The sequence below is a fragment of the Marinomonas sp. KMM3893 genome (genome assembly GCF_004352855.1).
GTDB classification, from domain to species: Bacteria; Pseudomonadota; Gammaproteobacteria; order Pseudomonadales; family Marinomonadaceae; genus Marinomonas; species Marinomonas arenicola.
The window spans coordinates 238,595-256,813 of the sequence record NZ_SJSC01000002.1; the positions used below are offsets into that span (position 1 = coordinate 238,595).

Consider the following 18,219-nt stretch of genomic DNA (forward strand, 5'->3'; position numbering starts at 1 on the left):
GTGTATATAGATCCCTTAAGGTTCGTTTAAGGGATCTGACCCCTTTTAGGGTCTGACTAGCAAGTCTTAGATTTTGCCAACTAGGTCTAGAGAAGGAGCAAGAGTTGCTTCGCCTTCTTTCCATTTAGCTGGGCAAACTTCACCTGGGTGAGCGGCAACGTATTGTGCTGCTTTCACTTTGCGAAGTAGGTCTTCAGCGTCACGGCCGATACCTTCAGCAGTGATTTCCATTGCTTGGATAGTACCTTCTGGATCAACCAAGAAAGTCGCACGGTCTGCAAGGCCTTCGCCTTCACGCATTACGCCGAAGTTGTTTGTGATCTTGCCAGACTGGTCGCCTACCATGTAGTAGTTGATTTTGCCGATTGTTTCAGAGCTGTCGTGCCACGCTTTGTGAGTGAAGTGAGTGTCTGTAGAGACAGAGAATACTTCTACGCCGCGAGCTTGAAGCTCTTCGTAATGGTCAGCAACGTCGCCTAGCTCTGTAGGACAAACGAATGTGAAATCAGCTGGGTAGAAAAAGAAGATAGACCATTTGCCTAGTACGTCTTTTTCAGAAATTTCTACGAACTCGCCAGATTTAAAAGCTGAGGCGTTAAATGGTTTGATTTGTGTATTGATCATTATGTATCTCCTAAGTGATTTAGAGTAAGTGCGTTACCAACAGGAGCTATATTAGAAGATATTTAAAAATTATAAAAATTGTAATTTTATTAAATCATGATAAAGAAAAGCTATTGGTTGATTCAGCAGTGAAGACTGAGACGATGGCGCCCAAAAAAGACAGGAAGATAGGGTAAGAAATAGAGGGCAAAGCGGAGAAGAATACAGGCCAACCAGCGCGTACTGAAAACGCGATGATTGGCCTGTGTGTTAGCGTAATTGGCTAAGTAACGACATTTTTCTCTGGCGCTCTTGTTCCGCCTGGCCGATAGAAAGACATTGAAAATGAATGCTATCCCCAGGTTTTTTCTGGGCTAAGAGGCCGCCGCCGATGGACGTAACACAGCCCATTTTTGGATAACCGCCAATGGTTTGTCGGTCGCGCAGTAGTACAATCGGTTGTCCGTCATTGGGCATCTGGATTGAACCGTAGGCAATGCCTTCAGAAATAATGCCTTTTTTGTCGCCATTGATGGCCTCTCCTGAGAGGCGGTAACCCATGCGGTCGCTGGCGGCGGTTACCGAATACTCATTACGGAAGAGGCGCGCTCTATCAAGACCTGAGAGCGTGTTGAACTGGTAGCTCATCACCATAGGAATGTTTTGCTGCTCGTAATTGGGTATGGCAAGGCGCGGCGTAATGCGTTGCTGATGCTCAGTGGTAGAGAGAAAGGGAATGACATCGCCTTTTTGAATTTTCTCTCCTTTCCCTGTTAAGCCGCCTAACGCTTCACGCATCACGGTAGAAACACTGCCGAGCACAGGCGCAATTTGCAAACCGCCTTTAACGGCTAAATAGGCACGTAAACCAAGGTTAGGCTGATTGAATGTCAGCACGTCGCCTGTTTTAAGCGCGTAAGTTTGCCAAGGCAGAATGGCTTTGTTGTTCAGTGTTGCGGCAAGGTCTGCGCCTGTGATCGCGATGCTGGTTGGCGCTTGGGCTTCCAGCGTCAGCATACCAAAGGTGATTTCTAGCTGGGCGGCATTGGCGTGATTGTCGAGTAAGGCGTTGCCCCAGCGAAAGGCAAATTCATCCATTGGCCCACCCGTGGTGACGCCAAGATGTTGATAGCCATATCGGCCAAGGTCCTGCACCAGCGTCAATATGCCTGGTTTGATTACATTAAAAGCCATCTAGTTGACCTCCTTGAGCAAGAAATTCCGCCCGTGAGATAGGCTCGAAACGCACGCTGTCTCCGACTTCAATGAGAGCAAGGCTGTCGCTTTGCCAATCCACTAAAGGCGTTGGTGTGCGGCCAAGTATCTGCCAGCCACCGGGGGACACACTTGGGTAGACGGCCGTTTGTTGTTCGGCAATGGCAACGCTGCCAATGGGCACTTTTAGGCGAGGCGTATTCTTTCTAGGGATATGCAGCGCTTTAGGGGTGTTCCCGAGGAAGGCGAAGCCAGGTGTAAAGCCAATCGCATAGGCTCGATAAGTGGTTTGCGAATGCAGTTGAATGACTTCTTCTACCGTCATGTCGCAATGCTTTGCCACTTCTTGTAAATCTGGACCGACTTCTTCTGCATAATACACTGGAATGACGACTTCTCGACTGGCGCGGCTTGTCACCTCGGTCATGTCTAGGTTATCCAGCAGCGTTTGAATCTGTTGGCAAATGGCAAAGCGATCGTGATGCTCCACATCGAAAGTCACCAATAAGCTGGTGTAGGACGGTATGGTATCAATGATGCCCGCGAGATCACGCAATTGACGGGTCACCAAGCCAATGGCATCGGCAACCGTGTCATCAATGTGATCAGCAAAGCGCAGTAAACAGGCTTGCTCATTGACCATGTCCATCTTGATGTGACTCAATTCAAAAGGGATGTGATCTGAGTGGCTCATGAGGGCACTCCATCCACAACGGAGCGAATGCGTTTTACCGCTTCAACAGCGTGTGAGCCATCGCCATGAACGCAAATAGTATTGGCGTGGACAGCCAACGATTGCCCAGATTCTGTGGTCAGCGTGCCTTGTTGGCTAAGCTGTAATACTTGCTCTTCGATCAGCTCAAAAGTCTGATGGACGGCGTTGGCTTGTTTGCGCGGGGTAAGGCGACCTTGGTCGGAATACAGGCGATCAGAAAACGCTTCAAAATAGAGTGTAAGTTGGTACTTTTCAGCCAGTGCTTTTACCTGCTCCACTTCGGGAATCGCCATTACCATCAACGCCAAAGAAGGGTCCATTTCGCTGACCGCTTGCATTACGGTTTCGAGCTTGGTGAAGTCAGACATCATCTGGTTGTACATAGCACCGTGCGGTTTTACGTAATCAATGCGTGTGTTTTGACTCTCACAGATGCCTTTTAAGGCGCCTACTTGGTATTGGATAATCGCTTTCAGCTCAGCGGGCGCAATGTCCATATTTCGGCGTCCAAAACCAACCAAATCTGGGTAGCCTGGGTGCGCGCCAATGCTCACATTGTACTGTTTGGCCAACGCCACGGTTTTGGCCATGGTAAGCGGGTCTGAGGCATGAAAACCACACGCAATATTGGCTTGATCCACATACGGCATGATTTGATCGTCTAGCCCCATTTTCCATGCGCCAAACGCTTCGCCCATATCACAATTTAATTTCATCTTAGAATCCTTAAAGGGCGCTTAGCCCTTTGACATGGTGGTTGGTAAATAGGTCACAATTTCTGGGAACCAAGTAATCAGAATAATGGCCACGGCGATGAGCAAGAAGAAAGGCAGCGCCGCTTTAGCAACATACAGAATGTTTTTTCCAGTCAGCGACTGAATCACAAAGAGGTTGAACCCGACCGGTGGTGTGATTTGTGACATTTCAACCACCAATACGATAAAGATACCAAACCATAGAAGATCAATGCCGGCGGATTTGACCATAGGAAGCACGACCGCCACGGTCAGAACAACCACGGAAATACCGTCTAAAAAACAGCCCAATACGACAAAAAAGACAGTCAAATATAGAATCAATACTATTGGGGATAAGCCAAGAGAGGCGATCCATTGTGCGAGTGCGCTCGGAATGCCTAAGAAGCCCATTGCCAATGTAAGAAAGTGCGCGCCAATCAAGATAAAGCCAATCATACATGCGCTTTTCACCGCGCCTAACAGGCTGTCTATAAAGCTTTGACGGGTTAATGAGCCTGTGCAAGCTGCGAGAATCAACGAGCCGGTTACTCCGATGGCCGCCGCTTCTGTTGGTGTCGTAAGGCCGCCGTAAATGGAACCTAAAACAAAGCCAATTAAGCCTGTGACAGGCAAGAGCTTGCCCAAGCTTTTAAAGCGCGCTGACCAACTGGTGTCTTGGCTGGTAGTGCTTGGTAGTTCGTCTTTATGCAGATGCCCCCAGATCATGGTGAACCCCATGAAGAGGCAGATCAGTAAGAGCCCTGGGAGGGCGCCAGCAATAAACAAACGGGCAATGGAAACTTCCGCCGCCACGCCATAAACAATTAAAATAATGGAAGGGGGAATAAGCAAACCTAATGTTCCAGAACCGGCTAAGGTTCCGATCGCCATACGTTCGCTATAGCCTTGTTTGCGCAATTCAGGCAGCGTCATGCGGCCAATGGTAGCGGCGGTTGCCGCAGAAGACCCTGAGACCGCAGCAAAAATGCCACAACTTAAAATATTAACGTGTAATAACTTGCCAGGCACTTTACCTAACCAAGGTGCAAGCCCTTCAAATAGGTCTTCTGATAGTCTGGTTCTAAACAGTACTTCCCCCATCCAGATAAACAGAGGCAGGGCGGTGAGAGACCAAGACGTGGCCGCTCCCCAGCTACCAGTCGCGAATAACATACCGACTTGGTAGTTTTCCGACAAAATCAAACCAAGGCCACCGATGGCGATGAGAGTAAAAGACACCCACACACCGAACGTGAGCATGACCAGCATACCAACCGCTAATAAGATAGAAATCCAAGCCATATCCATTAGATTTCCTCCAAGGCTAATGCGTCTTCATGCTGGCTGTAAGTAGGAGCTTTGCCTCTTAACGCCATGATCCAAGCATCCAGCACGGCTAAGTTAAGCGCGATAATGCCGACGGCCATAGGCAATTGCGGTATCCATAGGGGCACAGGAATATAGCCGTAAGACACATTGTCATAAATATAAGACTCATACACCATGGAGCTGCAGGCATAGGATAGGAAGCAGAGTAGAGCGAGTGACAACGTTAGAATGACCGCTTCTTGGATTTTACGAGGAACGGGAGAGAAGCGTTGAATGACGAGCGTAACGCGAATGTGGCCACCTTCTCTGAAGGTATAAGCTAACCCTAAAAAGGTTGAAGCGGCCAAGGCGTAGCCAGCAAAATCCCCGGCCGATGGCACAATAAAGCCAAATAGGCGGCCAATAATTTGGGCTAATAACAACAAGGTGATGATCACAATGCCCAAGCCAGACAGCAGCCCAGAGCACTGATAGCACTTTTCTTTGAATGAGTTCATATGGTTTACTTCTTTGGCAGTAGAATGAATCGAACAAGACGCGTTACCACAGGTAAGCATCTTGCTCGGCACAAAGAGGGTAATAGTGTTTTATTGGCCTAGTTCTTGATGGTAACGCGTTAGGATACGGCCAATCTCTTTTGGTGCTTCTGCTGTCCATTCTGTTTCCATTGTTTTACCAATGGCTTCAAGCTGTGCTGTTAGCTCTGCGGATGGCTCAGAAATCGTCATGCCATTTTCTGCCAGCGTGGCTTTGTCTTTTGCTGCACGCTCGACGATGCGCTTCCAGCCTTCTGTTTCCGCATTTTTTGCTGCCGCTAATACGATGTCTTGAATGTTTTTATCTAGGCGTCGAAAGGCTCTTTTGTTAACAATAACAATGTCTTTCGGAATCCATGCTTTGATGTCTGTGTAGTTGTTGACGTAGTCCCATGCTTGAGAGTCCACCCCTGTTGACGGTGATGTCACCATCGCTTGGATAATGCCTGTGCTAAAAGCCTGTGGGATATCAGGTACTTGAATGGTGGTTGGAATGGTGCCCATTAAATCAGCAAGGCGGGAAGTCGAAGGGCTGTAAGCGCGCATTTTTTCGCCTTCCAGATCCGCCAATGAGTTGACTGGGTTTCTCGTGTAAAGGCTTTGCGCAGGCCATGGCACGGCGTAGAGCAGTTTCATCCCATCTTTATCGAGGGCTTTTTCGATTTCTGGCTTGGCGGCTGCCCAGAGTGCTTGTGCTTGGTCAAAAGAGGTTGCAAGGAACGGAATATTGTCATGTTTAAAGACAGGATTCTGATTGCCCAAAATGCCCATGAAAATATCGCCAATTTGTACTTGGCCGGTTTTGACTGAGCGAGGAATTTCAGTGTGTTTGACGAGAGAGCCACCAGAGTGAACCACGATTTCTAGTTCACCGTTGGTTTTGGCTTTGATTTCTTTTGCAAACGCATAATCAATTTGTGTGGTCAGATTACCGTCACCGTAAGGTGTTGGCATGTGCCATTTTTCGGCTAAACAAGCGGTAGAGACTAATCCACCAATGAGCAACGCGCTGGTTAATTTCAACATAGTTCCGTCCTGCAATTTTTTTAATTATGTTTTATCGTTAGGTTTTTTTATGATGAGGTTTGGCTTCATCATGGGGTTCTCGTCTCTTTTACCGCTACAACACCGCGAGATCTGTGTCGAGCACATCGGTTACTAACATTTTTCCTGGTGCATGAGTAATGCAAATCGGTGGTTTGGCATTACGAATAGCGACTTGAGGCGTAACACCACAAGCCCAGAATATGGGCACTTCTTTTTCTTTTACCTGCACGGCTTCGCCAAAATCCGGTTGTGAAAGGTCTTCGATACCAATGTCTTTAGGGTTGCCGAAATGCAAAGGGGCACCATGTGCTTTGGGGAAACGAGTGGTGATTTGGATCGCTCGAATAGCGTCTTTTGGCTGGTAAGGGCGCATCGTTACCACGGTATTGCCAAAGAATCGGCCTGCCGGTACGGTGGGAATACTGGTTTCGTACATAGAAACATTGACGTTTTGTTCTATGTTTCTAGGTGTTAATCCTGCTTGAGACAGGGCGTTTTCAAATGAGAAAGAACACCCTAAAATGAAAGTCACAAAATCGTCTTGCCATAAATCGGCAATATCAACACAGCTGCTGACTTTCTCACCATCTCGATAAACAAAGTATTCAGGGACGTCATAACGCATATCTATGTCATCACCGAGCTCAGGCAGTGTGAAATTGCCAACTTCAGAGACACCTATCAAAGGGCAGGAAACAGGGTTTTTTTGACAAAAAAGTAAAAACTCATTCGCCCATTCTGCCGGTAGTATCACCACATTACCCTGCATTGCACCAGTGGCTAAGCCGCTGGTTGGTCCAGTGTGCTGAGCACTGCGAATGGCGCTACGAAGCGCTTTTGTTTGTTGCTGTAAGCTGGACACATTTTGTTCTTGCTTCATTTTAGGTACTCCTCAAATCGTAATATACGATTTTTCTAGAGTAGATCCTTGATAACCAAAAAGTCTAATCGTGTTTTTTTGGCACATATGATCAATTTTTTTTATCAAGGGGTCGGTTTTTACGCTTCACCTTTTTTGTTTTGGTTCTTTTATCGTAGTTTTTTGCGACCTGAAGCGCCAATTGAGCCACCTGCTGAACAATGTGGTCCTTTGGGTCGTTCAGATATGAAGCGGTGAAGACAAGATCGTCAGGTACCCAGCCTGGATCAAAAGAAATAAGGCGTTGGGCTTCTATCAAGCGTTGTGCTAATTGAATGGGGAGTACACCAACGCCAATCCCAGAGGCAATCATTTCGAAGCTGGTTGAGAGAGAAGTTGAAGGAAAAACCTGCCCGATTTCTGGGTAGCGCAACATGAGTTCTGACATGAGTTCTTGATAAGGTCTTGATAGCCGAGAGAAAGAAATGATAGGGGTGCTACCAAGATTTTGAGTTTTTGCTTCTGGATGACAAAACCACCCAAGTTTAAAGGAAGGAAGGGTTATATTTTCGACATTTCCCTCTGACAAAGGGCCCATGAGAAACACTAAGTCCATGTTTCGACTTAGTAACTGGTCGCGTAAGTTCATTGTGATGTCCACAGAAAGCTCAATGACCAGTTTTGGATAATGGGTTCTCAAGGAGGATAGAAACTCTGATAACCAGGATTGCGCAATGGTCTCGGCCACACCTATTCGCAAGGTGCCTTTTACTTCTTCAGATGGCGTTAGCTCTGCTCTAATTTGTGATACATAGCTTTCGATACGCTCAGCATGAGAGCGTAAAAGTAGGCCTTCTTTTGTCAAGACAACGCCACTTTTCTGGCGATCAAAAAGTTTAATTCCGAGTTCTTCCTCTAGCATCGAAATCCTTGCCGAAACGGCGGGTTGAGATAAATTCATCTCATGCGCGGCTTTGCGAACCCCTCCTAATTTAGCAACCCAAAGAAAGGTTTTTAATTGATCTAAGTTCATAATATAGGCTCTATACTTTGTCTTATCTAAAATGTGATCGTTTTTTTTTATCACTTTAGAAAGAAAATAGCGAATTGACTTTATCACTTCCTCGTTCAACACTGATCTTAGCCTAAGCGAAAATCAGCGTTATGGTTTTTTCAAAGGCACATAAGAAAGTTTGTAAGAACAAATGCACAAAATATAGGAATGACCATGACTATGACTAAACAAAATATATTTAAGACCAGTATCCCATATGCCTTAGTGGGAGCGTTCTTTGCAGGGAATGCTATTGCTGATGAGTCGCTTTCTGTTGTCGGTAGTTGGAGCAGCTTGCCTCTTTATAAACAGTACGAGCAAACGTTTTGGACAAAAACATTACCGGCTGATAGTAAGAATGAGTTCAGTGTGTCTATGACGACGCATGATCAAATGGGCATCAGTGGCGGTGACGTATTTCGAATGTTGGGTGATGGAGTATTCGATGTAGGTATGACCGTCGGTGATTACGCCGTGGCGGATGCGCCTGCTTTGGAAGGGCTGGATGTCCCTCTATTGGCGAATAACGCTGAACAAGCTCATAAAATGGTAAATGCAGCTCGGCCAATGGTCGAAAAGATTTACGAGACGGCTTTTAATTCAAAAGTCTTAGCGATCGTACCTTACCCGCCTCAAGTGGTGTTTTGTAAAGCACCAGTATCATCATTAGCGGATTTAGCAGGCTTAAAAATCCGAGCTTCTGGCCGTATGACGGCGAAATTTCTGGATGCCCTAGGCGCGCAAAGTGTCAATATCGGCTTTGGTGAAGTTCCAGGTGCGTTACAGCGAGGCGTGATTGACTGTGCAGTGACTGGTGCGGGTTCTGGCTATAGCGCTGGCTGGTGGGAAGTGACTACGTCACTGATGACCATACCTCTAGGCGGTTGGGATCCTGTTATCACGGCTATCAATTTAGACAAATGGGATGACCTTTCTACTGAGCAGCAGAATTTTATTCAAGAAGAAGTGACTACCAAATTTGAAAAACCTGTATGGGCTGCGGCTCAAGGTGATCTGGATCAAGATGTGGCGTGCTTAACTGGTAATGGCGAATGCAGTAGAGGAGCCAGTCATAACATGACATTAGTTGAGCCAAGCGAAGCTGATCTTGCCTACGCTAAGACCATTTTGACAGAAAAAGTATTGCCTGATTGGGCTGATCGTGCCGGAAGTCATTGGGTGAAACGATGGAATGACAGTGTTGGGAAAGTTGTCGGCATACAAGTAGCTGTGAAAGGAGAATAGTGGTCATGTTGTGCATTATTGATTGGTTGAAACGTATCAATAATGGGGTGGCAATTGCTGCAGGTCTACTTCTATTGGCCTGCATTCTTCTCATTCTAATTGATATTCTGTTGCGAGAATTTGGTATTAGCTTTGGTGGCTCCGAAGAAATTTCTGGTTATGTCATGGCGTCTATTTCTAGTTGGGGGATCTGCTATGCCTTAACGGAAAAAGCGCATGTTCGTATTGATGTTATAAGGAATAAGTCCAAAGCAGCTGGTCGTTCTTTATCTGATCTTGTTGCTTTGTGTGCAACGTCATTTGTAGCTATTTATGCCGCTTATTATGTAATTCCTGTTGTTGAAAAAACGCTTAAGAGACAGTCCCTTGCAAATACATCTTTAGAGACCCCTTTAATCATTCCTCAATTCTTTTGGATGGCTGGTTGGATTTGGTTTGCGATTACTTCATGTGTTTTGCTGCTTTGTGCCGTGTATTTGGCTGTTCAGCATAAGCACGACCAGATAGATGACATTATTGGCACGGGGACAGAATAATGCTTCCTTTTACATTTTTTGGCCTTTTGGGGCTGCTTGCATTATCGATACCTGTCGGCATTGTGCTGTTTCTTTTGGCGTTTGGTATAGATACCTTTTTTAGCCCTTTCCCATTAATGAGAGGCTTGGGGCAAGTCTTATGGTCCTCTTCTAATCATGCCACTTTGATTGCGGTGCCTCTATTTGTCTTGATTGGTGAGATTTTATTGCGTAGCGGTGTCGCCCAAAGGACTTATGGTGCACTCAATGCGTGGGTTTCTTGGTTACCTGGCGGTTTGATTCACGCCAATATAGCGACTGCAACCATGTTTTCGGCGACGTCTGGATCGTCTGTAGCAACCGCCGCGACAGTAGCCACTGTTGCGACACCTCAAGCTGAAAAATTAGGCTACGACCAACGCCTGTTTACTGGGTCAATTGCTGCTGGTGGTACTTTGGGTATTTTAATTCCGCCATCAATCAATTTGATTGTGTACGGTTTTTTAACCGAGAGCTCGATTCCGAAGTTGTTTTTAGCTGGCATTGTTCCAGGTATCAGTATGGCGCTGATGTTTATGATAGTGACCGTGATTATCTGTTCTATCTGGCCACGTCTAGGAGGGCCAAAACAGCATAGTAGTTGGAAAGAAAAAATTGTTGCTCTGAAGTCTCTTTTACCAGTGTTGGTTTTGCTATTTAGTATCGTGGGTTCCATCTATTTAGGTTGGGCGACGCCGACTGAGGCTGCAGCCATAGGTGTGTTGATTTCGATTCTGTTGGCGGTGGCTTACAAAGCATTTTCAAAGAAAATGCTGCTCGATAGTTTATCGGGCACGATCCGAATTACTGCGATGATCATGTTGGTGGTATTAGGTGCCTATGTTCTCAATTTCGCTTTGACGGCAGCGGGCGTGGGACGCACCTTACAAGACCTATTAACTGGCCTTGGGCTCAGCGCCTTGATGACCTTGTTGATCATAGTGGTGATGTACATCGTATTAGGCTTTTTTATTGAAACACTTTCCTTGATGGTCGCGACTATTCCGATCGTTGTTCCCATTATTGTGGAGCTAGGCTATGACAAAATTTGGTTTGGTATTTTAATGATCATTTTGGTCGAGATGGCGCTTATTACACCACCTGTAGGTCTCAATTTATACGTTGTTAACTCCGCTCGGAAAAATGGCAAGATCACAGATGTGGTTATGGGGAGCTTGCCTTATGTTGGAGTAATGATTTTGATGATAATTCTGTTGATCATCTACCCAAGTATCTCTCTTTATTTACCTGATAATTTTTAAGGATCACCATGCTATTTACTGTGAATGAAAGCACAAAACAAATTGATATCAAGCATCTTGTTGTTGCAGGTTGGACCGCAAGAGATATGAAGTTTGTCCAAGAACATATCGATGAATTGGTGGAAATCGGTGTCGCGCCACCTTCGACCGTGCCGCTGTTTTACCGTGCATCTAACTTACTTGTAACACAAGACCCCGTTGTCGAGGTGTTGAGTGGCGACACTTCCGGCGAAGTTGAGCCATTAATTATCAAGGCAGAAGGAAAATTATGGTTAGGTGTTGGCTCGGATCACACTGATAGAAAGTTAGAGGCCTTTTCTGTCGCTCACTCAAAGCAAGTATCGGTTAAGCCTGTGTCGTCTACGTTATGGGATTTTGATGAAGTTGCTGATCACCTGGATGCGTTGCTCATTGAATCCTGGGTTGATGAAGGAGAAGGTTGGACACAATATCAAAAGGGATCTTTAGCCAATATTCGTCCTTTAATGGAATTGGTAGAGCAAAGTAATTTGTCAGAAGGTAGTGCTATGTTATGCGGAACTTGCCCAGCGATTGGCGGTGTTCGTCGTACGGAAAAATTTCGCATGAGTATTCATGATCCTATTTTGAATCGTACGATTGAATGCGAGTACACCACCAAAGAATTGCCAATAGTGAGTTAATTCATGACACAAATAAAATCATCTGGCTTTGCTTGGCAGGGCCGCAAGTTGAATGCCAAGTGGAAAAGCGCTTTAGATATTCTTGATACAAAAGGCCAAGCCGTTTTCACTGAGCTTTTTGATTATGTTGAGCCTCAGCAAGGGCCTTTGAACGGGGCGATTATCTCAATCAAAGACCTATTCCAAGTGCAAGGCTATAAAACCCAAGCGGGTTCAGTGTTTATTGATCCCCAACTTGCTGGGGAAGATGCTGCCGCCGTTGCTTTATTAAGAAAAGCAGGTGCGAGTTTCTTAGGCCACACAAATATGACGGAATTGGCCTATTCGGGGTTGGGGCTTAATCCCCATTATGGCACGCCAGATAACCCTATTAAGCCAGGACGCATTACGGGTGGTTCGACCAGCGGTGGCGCCGCGTCGGTAGCGTTGGGCGTTGTCGATGCTGCGTTAGGAACGGATACCGGTGGCTCCTTACGTATACCAGCAGCTTTCTGTGGCTTAACAGGTTTTAAACCCTCAGAACAGACCGTATCGAGACAAGGTTGCCTACCATTGTCTGATTCTCTGGATTCAGTTGGCCCATTAGCCAATACAGTGGAAGAATGTGAATTGTTGTGGTATCTGCTATCAGAAGCGTCTGAATCAACGGCAACCCCAACTCATACAGATCTCTCGCAGTTGACTCTTGTTATACCAAGTAATTTTGGTATGGATGGCTTGGATGTTGTGGTTGAACAAGGTTTCGAACATGCAATAGCGCGTCTTGAAGCCTCAGGGGTGAAGGTTGAGCGGCGTGCTGTTGAGGCTTTCGAAGACTATAAAAAATTGCCTGTATGGCAATTCTCAGCGTTTGAATGCCAAGCTTATTATGGTTCGCGTTATGCTTTGGCAGAAGCTGAAATTGATCCTCGTGTGGCGTCTCGTATTGCCCGCGCGGCAACGATTAGCGAGAAAGAGTTTCAACAAACTCAAATGGCTCGACAAGCGTTTATTCAGCGGATGGCAATTGAGGAGCCTAATACAGTATTTTTACTGCCTACTGTGGCCATTGTTGCGCCCAAGTTATCTGATTTTTCACAAGATGCAGAATACGACCGTTTAAACTTATTGTGCTTGCGTAACACATCGTTGGCGAATGTGCTGAATGGTTGCAGTATCTCTTTGCCATTATGCTATCAGAATGAACCTATGGGGTTTATGCTGACGGCAGGTAATGGAATGGATCAGCAGATTCTTGACTTAGCAAAAGCGTTGAAGCCCATTGTCACTATGTCGTAGTTGATTCTACGAGTGTCCCATTGACTCTAAAAAGCTTGGTATTCGCCAAGCTTTTTTATTTCTAGAAACCGCTATTTGTTGTAGTTCTGTGCGGAGATAACCGCAATATTAGTGACCACCTCTGCAATGGGATTAAATGGCGTATTGGAATAAGATGCCGTAAATGCTAAGTCGCTAGGCGTCCAAATGGCCCTCAATCTGCGCAGTTTTCCGTCGGCTAGTTCTTTTTCTATCATGACGTTGGGTATGGTAGAAATACCGACGGCGTTAACCGCCAAACTGAGGCAAGCGGCTAGCGAAGTGGACGCGAAAAAGTTGACGGGAGCCCCTTCTAATTCACGAAATTTCTGTGCGATTTCAATGTAAGGTTTGGTGGAGCGTGCATAAGTCACAATCGGCCATGGTGCAAGCTCTTCTAGGTAAAGCAAACGATCTGGCAGCTCAAGAGTGGGGCTGGCAACCCAGGATAAAGAGAAAGTACAGAGCGCTCGATTTACAATATAGGGTTCTGAAATAGGCCCCATCAAGAAGGCCAGATCGAGCGTTCGGTCTTTAATGCCCTCAGCCAAAGAGCTGGTCACATCAACGGTTAGTTCCACATTAAGTTTCGGCATTTCTTGGTGGAGTTGTGCCAAAAAATCTGGCAACCAAGTGTTCACTATGGTTTCTGATACCCCTAGTCGCAAGACCCCAGAATAGGTGCTAGAAACATCCGCCTGTTTTCTAAGTTGCTCAGATTGATAGAGAATTTTTTCCGCATAAGGGAGTAATTCTTTTCCTTTTGGTGTCAATATGATGGGACTTGAACCGCCTTCTCTTTCAAAGAGCTTCACCCCCAATTCTTGCTCAAGACCGGCAATGCGAGCTGAAATAGCGGGCTGGGTAGTATGAAGGCGCTCAGCGGCTTTACGGAAATTGCCTAAAGAGGCTACCCAAACAAAGGTTTCTAGTCGCTTATAATTCACGTTGTTATTCCAGTGAGTAATGAAGTGGAGATAATAAATAAGAAGGTATTGAGCAAAAGAGTATAAGCCCCATGATGTTTCGGCAATCTTTTCGTTAAGTATTGCGAGAGTCATAGGTCTGGCATAAAGCTTGCGTTATGCTGTTGTAAACTTAAGAGACGATGTAAAAATGAACAAACTAATTACCTTATTATTAAAGGGTTTGGTGGCGGTGTTACCGATCAGCCTGACCGTCTATTTGATTTATTGGTTATTGGCGACGGGCGAGAAAATAGCCAAGCCAGTGATCACTTGGATTCTTCCTGACGCCTTGTACTTTCCAGGTTTTGGCTTATTGGCTACGCTGGGCGCTTTGATTTTGATTGGCTTCTTGGTCAATCTGTATGGCATTCGCTATCTAGTGAAGTTAAGCCAGAATATTTTCGAGCGTATCCCGTTAGTAAAATCCATTTATGGGGCGTTTAAAGACATGATGACGGTCTTTAATTTGTCCGAAAAGAAAGAAATGAAAAGCGTTGTTTCGTTAGAGTGGAATGGCGCTCAGGTCATTGGCTTTATCACAGGTGAAAAAACCGGAGAGAGACTGTTCGGTGATCAAAACCTTGTGGGCGTGTATGTGCCATTGAGCTATCAAATTGGTGGTATCACCTTGTACATTTCTCGCGATCGCTTAACCGAACTGGAGATTGGCGTGGAAGAAGCCATGCGCCTAGCATTGACCGCTGGCATCCAATCGTCAAAAGAAGGCCCTAAGGCCTAACAACAAGGCAAGCGGCCCTCGTTTCTTACCGCTTGCCTTGTGTCCGCTTACCAGACTCCAGCGTGAAGGGCTGCGGCATCGTCTTCTAAGACGGGGCCGATTACTTCTGTGTCTCTTTGGCCAGATGCAAAGACGGTACGGCAAGGCAGTGCGAGTGTTGGGTTCTCTGGGTGATTGCCAGTAATCGCTTTTAAGCGCTCTTCACTTAAGCCATAAACCACGCGTCCGACGCCCGCCCAGTAAATTGCGCCAGCACACATAGCACAAGGTTCTGCTGAAACAAACAAGGTGCATTGGTTCAAGAAATCTGGACGGTACGCTTTGCTAGCACGAGTCATAATAATGCGCTCAGCGTGACCGGTCATGTCCAGATCGGGCAAATAACCATTTACCTGATCCATCAACACCTTTCCTGTGGCATCCACCAATACGGCGGAAAAAGGATGGATACCTTGTTGTTTCGCCTCATTGGCTAACTGAAAGCTGTATCGTAAATGTTGTTCATCTTGCGAGGTTAATAACATGTCTTCTCCTGGTTATTTTTTCTTCGGCAAACTCCACGGAAACAGCCAAAGCTGTAGCCATTGCACGGATTTAAACAGTAATAAACTGATGGCTGATAGAAAGATTAAGCCAGCGAATGCTTGAGGGATTTTAAAGAAGGAGGTAGAAAATTGAATGAAATACCCCAGACCTTGTTCTGCTGCAACAAACTCCGCCACGACGGCACCAATGATCGCCAGCGTAATCGATACCCGTAAGCCACTGAAAATATGAGGAATCGCATAGGGAATACGAATTTGCCAGGTTTCACGATAACGAGGTGCCCGCAGAGATTGGCTTAACTCGATTAATTCTGGTGGTGTTTCCAACATGCCAGTGGTGGTTGAGACCACCAAAGGAAAGAAGGTGATTAAACAGGTAATGAGCACCCGTGAAGGGTCATCGGTGCCCATCAATACAATGATCAAGGGCGCAACCGCGACCACGGGAGTGGATTGAATAACGATGAGGGCCGGATACAAGGTGCGGTTTAATAGCTCAGAGCGAATCATCCCTATCGACAGTGGCAAGCTAATGAGAATAGACAAGCCAAAGCCCATTAAAGCGACCCGTAAGGTTGCCCATAAGTGAGTCATCCAGCGGGAGAATTCGACGTTAAAAAAGGCTTCTACAATCGCAGACGGGGAAGGCAAAATATATTGTGGTACTTGCCCTAGGCGACAAATTAGCTCCCACAGGATAATTAAGCTAATGAAAAACAGAGCCGGTGCGAAACGGTAACCTTGTTTGCTTAGCCACTGGAGAGCCGTTCGTTTAGGCACGGGTGATTGGTTCATAAATATGCCCTCGAATGATGTTAGTAAGTTCAGAAAAGCGTGGGGAGTTAATGGTGTCAGAGCTTCGCGGTCTGGGCAGGTCGACGTCGATTAAATCCAGCACAGTACCAGGGCGCTTGCTCATGACCAGAATACGGTCAGCCAACAGCACGGCCTCGCTAATAGAGTGAGTGATAAACAGCACGGTTTTGGGGTGGTCGCGCCAAATATCTAACAGATCGAAACCTATTTGTTCTCGTGTGAGAGCATCGAGTGCGGAAAAAGGCTCGTCCATCAGCAGAATGTCAGGGTTTAACAACAAGGCGCGCACTATGCCAACCCGTTGCTGCATGCCCCCTGAAAGTTCTTCTGGCATTTTGTCGGCAAAGGCACCCAGCCCAGTCATTTGCAACAGCTCATCGGCGCGCTTTTTATCTTCTTCTCTGACTCGGCCATATTTGTGTTTTAAGGGAAACAGAACATTCTTTTTTACCGTTAGCCAAGGCAACAAATTCGGCTTTTGAAACACTATCCCTACGTCATCACGAGGCTCTGTTACTGGTCGATTAAACACAGAAACCTCCCCGTGGCTTGGTATTAACAGGCCCGATACCATGCGTAATAGGGTGGATTTGCCACAGCCAGAAGGCCCGACAACCGCCACAAATTCATGGCGATGGATATCCAGATCGATGGCTTGTACTGCCATGGGAGCTTGCGGGTCTGGGTCATAGCGATGGCCTACGTTTTTCATGCTAACGTAAGCTTGCAGGCTGTTTTTTTCGTTTGATTCAGTCATTTATTCTCTTCCCTTCAATTCGTCGTGGCTTAGTCGTGGCTTGGTATGAAAGCTCGGTTGACGACTGTCTCAGGATCGAGTGAATCCAGGCTGAGGTTATTTGCCTCAGCAACATACTTCCATGTGGCTGCGATGCGCTTTGGTGTCAGCATGCCAAAGCCATCGTGTTGACTGATCTTGTTAAACACTAAGTTGTGAATACTGGTGATTTGCGCTGCGACAATGTCGGCATCGACTTCGGGCACCATTTTGTGAAGGTCCTGTCCTGCCTTATCTGGATGTTGGTAGGTGAATTGGATCGATTTTGCATAGGCTTTTATGAAGCGTTTGGCCACGTCTGGGCGTGAGGCTAAGAATTTATCAGACGCTAATAACGCAGAGCTATAGAGGGATAACCCCCCTTCAGACCAAGGTAATACCTTGATTTCTTTACCTGTTTGCGCGGCTTGTTGTTCGAATAATGCGGTGTTTGTTACCCAAGCAATAATGGCTTGGGTATTGCCTACCATCAGCATAGGGCCAAGAGCGCCGGGGTCGACTTTGCTTAATTTAATGGAGTCGACTGGCACGTTATTTTGTTTGAGCACTAGTGGTAAAAAGGCATTTGAGGAAGTAAAAGGCGAGGTGGCAATTTTCTTGCCCTGTAAGTCTTTAATGCTGTTTATGCCGCTGTCAGCGAGTACATAAAATGCATGAGGCGCTTCAGTAAAATAAGACATTACGGCACTGACTGGAACATTATCTTGGGCTCTTGCGGCCATCAAGGCACCAATATCTGAGCTACCAACGTCTGACTGTCCTGTCGCGAGTTTGGTCACCGCGTCGGTGGAGCCACGGCCGCTGGCTATTTTTACCTCTAAATCGAGTGCGGCGAAGAAGCCTTCTTGAATACCAACATACACGGGCGCTTTGTCTCCGCCTGGTAACCAATCAAGCTGAAACGTCACCTTGTCAGCAGCGAAAGCACTGCCAGTCATGGCGAGGGCCATGATGATCATCGATAAGCGGTTCAATTTTTTCATGGGCTGTTCTCCTTAATATGACGAGTCATAAAGATATCGTTGCAACGTTTGTTTCAGTCTGCAAAAAATGAGCCTGTTCTTTTCGCTATTAATGTAAAGGCGCTAACGCAATGAAATATCTATCATTTTTTATAGGGAAGAAGGCCATGTCTGAGAGACAAAGTGATTTTCTGTGTTTGCGTATCGTCTTTGCACGTAAATAGCGCCACTTAAGACGTCGGTTGCTGGTTACTGGTGCATGAGGTTTGCGAAGCGCTT

20 protein-coding genes are annotated in these 18,219 nt (G+C 46.3%); 6 read left to right on the plus strand and 14 right to left on the minus strand.

The genetic code is table 11. The features are described 5' to 3' along the window. Positions 1–66: 66 nt before the first annotated feature. The 9 genes from ahpC to E0D71_RS05575 form a co-directional block, all read right to left on the minus strand. Entirely contained in the window at positions 67–624 is a 558-nt protein-coding gene (gene ahpC, locus E0D71_RS05535) for an alkyl hydroperoxide reductase subunit C (protein ID WP_133002324.1), read from the minus strand. 249 nt (positions 625–873) lie between these two features. Beyond that, positions 874–1,797, minus strand: coding sequence for a biotin-dependent carboxyltransferase family protein (locus E0D71_RS05540; protein ID WP_133002325.1), 924 nt, complete (start codon positions 1,795–1,797; stop codon positions 874–876). Then, positions 1,787–2,512 carry a 5-oxoprolinase subunit PxpB gene (gene pxpB / locus E0D71_RS05545; protein WP_133002326.1) on the minus strand — a complete coding sequence of 242 codons (726 nt, stop codon included), beginning with the start codon at positions 2,510–2,512 and terminating at the stop codon, positions 1,787–1,789. Before pxpB ends, E0D71_RS05540 begins: the two co-directional genes overlap by 11 nt. Beyond that, positions 2,509–3,249 carry a 5-oxoprolinase subunit PxpA gene (locus E0D71_RS05550; RefSeq protein ID WP_133002327.1) on the minus strand — a complete coding sequence of 247 codons (741 nt, stop codon included), beginning with the start codon at positions 3,247–3,249 and terminating at the stop codon, positions 2,509–2,511. The genes pxpB and E0D71_RS05550 overlap by 4 nt, the downstream gene beginning before the upstream one ends. Before the next feature lie 21 nt (positions 3,250–3,270). After that, positions 3,271–4,578: a TRAP transporter large permease subunit gene (locus tag E0D71_RS05555; protein WP_133002328.1), complete on the minus strand. Its 1,308-nt coding sequence runs from the start codon at positions 4,576–4,578 to the stop codon at positions 3,271–3,273. Next, a complete protein-coding gene (locus E0D71_RS05560; protein ID WP_133002329.1) occupies positions 4,578–5,096 on the minus strand; it encodes a TRAP transporter small permease in 519 nt (172 codons plus the stop codon). The genes E0D71_RS05555 and E0D71_RS05560 overlap by 1 nt, the downstream gene beginning before the upstream one ends. 90 nt (positions 5,097–5,186) lie before the next feature. Beyond that, positions 5,187–6,161 carry a TRAP transporter substrate-binding protein gene (locus tag E0D71_RS05565; RefSeq protein WP_133002330.1) on the minus strand — a complete coding sequence of 325 codons (975 nt, stop codon included), beginning with the start codon at positions 6,159–6,161 and terminating at the stop codon, positions 5,187–5,189. A 94-nt stretch (positions 6,162–6,255) separates the two neighbouring features. Then, positions 6,256–7,062: a putative hydro-lyase gene (locus E0D71_RS05570; RefSeq protein ID WP_133002331.1), complete on the minus strand. Its 807-nt coding sequence runs from the start codon at positions 7,060–7,062 to the stop codon at positions 6,256–6,258. Between the two features lie 91 nt (positions 7,063–7,153). Next, positions 7,154–8,176, minus strand: a complete 1,023-nt coding sequence (locus E0D71_RS05575; RefSeq protein ID WP_207923335.1) for a LysR family transcriptional regulator — start codon at positions 8,174–8,176, stop codon at positions 7,154–7,156. A 93-nt stretch (positions 8,177–8,269) separates the two neighbouring features. Between E0D71_RS05575 and E0D71_RS05580 the strand changes: the two genes are divergently transcribed. The 5 genes from E0D71_RS05580 to E0D71_RS05600 are packed head-to-tail and all read left to right on the plus strand — an operon-like array spanning position 8,270 to position 13,096. Next, the gene (locus E0D71_RS05580; protein ID WP_207923336.1) at positions 8,270–9,340 is read left to right on the plus strand and encodes a TRAP transporter substrate-binding protein; all 1,071 of its coding nucleotides are present in this window, start codon (positions 8,270–8,272) and stop codon (positions 9,338–9,340) included. Positions 9,341–9,345: 5 nt separating this feature from the next. Continuing rightward, a complete protein-coding gene (locus E0D71_RS05585; protein ID WP_133002332.1) occupies positions 9,346–9,876 on the plus strand; it encodes a TRAP transporter small permease in 531 nt (176 codons plus the stop codon). Then, a complete protein-coding gene (locus E0D71_RS05590) occupies positions 9,876–11,156 on the plus strand; it encodes a TRAP transporter large permease (RefSeq protein ID WP_133002333.1) in 1,281 nt (426 codons plus the stop codon). The genes E0D71_RS05585 and E0D71_RS05590 overlap by 1 nt, the downstream gene beginning before the upstream one ends. Positions 11,157–11,164: 8 nt before the next feature. Further along, a complete protein-coding gene (locus tag E0D71_RS05595) occupies positions 11,165–11,818 on the plus strand; it encodes a DUF2848 domain-containing protein (protein ID WP_133002334.1) in 654 nt (217 codons plus the stop codon). Positions 11,819–11,821: 3 nt separating this feature from the next. Continuing rightward, positions 11,822–13,096: an amidase family protein gene (locus E0D71_RS05600; RefSeq protein ID WP_133002335.1), complete on the plus strand. Its 1,275-nt coding sequence runs from the start codon at positions 11,822–11,824 to the stop codon at positions 13,094–13,096. Between the two features lie 71 nt (positions 13,097–13,167). Here E0D71_RS05600 and E0D71_RS05605 read toward each other — a convergent pair whose 3' ends face one another. Then, positions 13,168–14,061, minus strand: a complete 894-nt coding sequence (locus E0D71_RS05605) for a LysR family transcriptional regulator (protein WP_133002336.1) — start codon at positions 14,059–14,061, stop codon at positions 13,168–13,170. A gap of 169 nt (positions 14,062–14,230) precedes the next feature. On the opposite strand from E0D71_RS05605, the gene E0D71_RS05610 reads away from it, so the two are divergent. Further along, positions 14,231–14,821, plus strand: a complete 591-nt coding sequence (locus tag E0D71_RS05610; protein ID WP_133002337.1) for a DUF502 domain-containing protein — start codon at positions 14,231–14,233, stop codon at positions 14,819–14,821. A 47-nt stretch (positions 14,822–14,868) separates the two neighbouring features. On the opposite strand, the gene E0D71_RS05615 is transcribed toward E0D71_RS05610, so the two are convergent. The 4 genes from E0D71_RS05615 to E0D71_RS05630 are packed head-to-tail and all read right to left on the minus strand — an operon-like array spanning position 14,869 to position 17,961. After that, positions 14,869–15,345: a nucleoside deaminase gene (locus E0D71_RS05615; RefSeq protein ID WP_133002338.1), complete on the minus strand. Its 477-nt coding sequence runs from the start codon at positions 15,343–15,345 to the stop codon at positions 14,869–14,871. Between the two features lie 12 nt (positions 15,346–15,357). Next, a complete protein-coding gene (locus tag E0D71_RS05620) occupies positions 15,358–16,161 on the minus strand; it encodes an ABC transporter permease (RefSeq protein WP_133002339.1) in 804 nt (267 codons plus the stop codon). Next, positions 16,139–16,939 carry an ABC transporter ATP-binding protein gene (locus tag E0D71_RS05625; RefSeq protein ID WP_207923337.1) on the minus strand — a complete coding sequence of 267 codons (801 nt, stop codon included), beginning with the start codon at positions 16,937–16,939 and terminating at the stop codon, positions 16,139–16,141. The genes E0D71_RS05620 and E0D71_RS05625 overlap by 23 nt, the downstream gene beginning before the upstream one ends. Positions 16,940–16,968: 29 nt before the next feature. Beyond that, positions 16,969–17,961 carry an ABC transporter substrate-binding protein gene (locus E0D71_RS05630; RefSeq protein ID WP_133002340.1) on the minus strand — a complete coding sequence of 331 codons (993 nt, stop codon included), beginning with the start codon at positions 17,959–17,961 and terminating at the stop codon, positions 16,969–16,971. Positions 17,962–18,219: the final 258 nt, after the last annotated feature.

Bases quoted from the DNA above. Each gene is read 5' to 3' on its own strand.
- E0D71_RS05580 (WP_207923336.1), top strand. From the start codon at position 8,270: ATGACTATGACTAAACAAAATATATTTAAGACCAGTATCCCATATGCC.
- E0D71_RS05625 (WP_207923337.1), bottom strand. From the start codon at position 16,939: ATGACTGAATCAAACGAAAAAAACAGCCTGCAAGCTTACGTTAGCATG.
- E0D71_RS05570 (WP_133002331.1), bottom strand. From the start codon at position 7,062: ATGAAGCAAGAACAAAATGTGTCCAGCTTACAGCAACAAACAAAAGCG.
- E0D71_RS05615 (WP_133002338.1), bottom strand. From the start codon at position 15,345: ATGTTATTAACCTCGCAAGATGAACAACATTTACGATACAGCTTTCAG.
- E0D71_RS05550 (WP_133002327.1), bottom strand. From the start codon at position 3,249: ATGAAATTAAATTGTGATATGGGCGAAGCGTTTGGCGCATGGAAAATG.
- pxpB (WP_133002326.1), bottom strand. From the start codon at position 2,512: ATGAGCCACTCAGATCACATCCCTTTTGAATTGAGTCACATCAAGATG.
- E0D71_RS05540 (WP_133002325.1), bottom strand. From the start codon at position 1,797: ATGGCTTTTAATGTAATCAAACCAGGCATATTGACGCTGGTGCAGGAC.
- E0D71_RS05560 (WP_133002329.1), bottom strand. From the start codon at position 5,096: ATGAACTCATTCAAAGAAAAGTGCTATCAGTGCTCTGGGCTGCTGTCT.
- E0D71_RS05630 (WP_133002340.1), bottom strand. From the start codon at position 17,961: ATGAAAAAATTGAACCGCTTATCGATGATCATCATGGCCCTCGCCATG.
- E0D71_RS05565 (WP_133002330.1), bottom strand. From the start codon at position 6,161: ATGTTGAAATTAACCAGCGCGTTGCTCATTGGTGGATTAGTCTCTACC.
- ahpC (WP_133002324.1), bottom strand. From the start codon at position 624: ATGATCAATACACAAATCAAACCATTTAACGCCTCAGCTTTTAAATCT.
- E0D71_RS05595 (WP_133002334.1), top strand. From the start codon at position 11,165: ATGCTATTTACTGTGAATGAAAGCACAAAACAAATTGATATCAAGCAT.
- E0D71_RS05590 (WP_133002333.1), top strand. From the start codon at position 9,876: ATGCTTCCTTTTACATTTTTTGGCCTTTTGGGGCTGCTTGCATTATCG.
- E0D71_RS05620 (WP_133002339.1), bottom strand. From the start codon at position 16,161: ATGAACCAATCACCCGTGCCTAAACGAACGGCTCTCCAGTGGCTAAGC.
- E0D71_RS05585 (WP_133002332.1), top strand. From the start codon at position 9,346: ATGTTGTGCATTATTGATTGGTTGAAACGTATCAATAATGGGGTGGCA.
- E0D71_RS05610 (WP_133002337.1), top strand. From the start codon at position 14,231: ATGAACAAACTAATTACCTTATTATTAAAGGGTTTGGTGGCGGTGTTA.
- E0D71_RS05600 (WP_133002335.1), top strand. From the start codon at position 11,822: ATGACACAAATAAAATCATCTGGCTTTGCTTGGCAGGGCCGCAAGTTG.
- E0D71_RS05555 (WP_133002328.1), bottom strand. From the start codon at position 4,578: ATGGATATGGCTTGGATTTCTATCTTATTAGCGGTTGGTATGCTGGTC.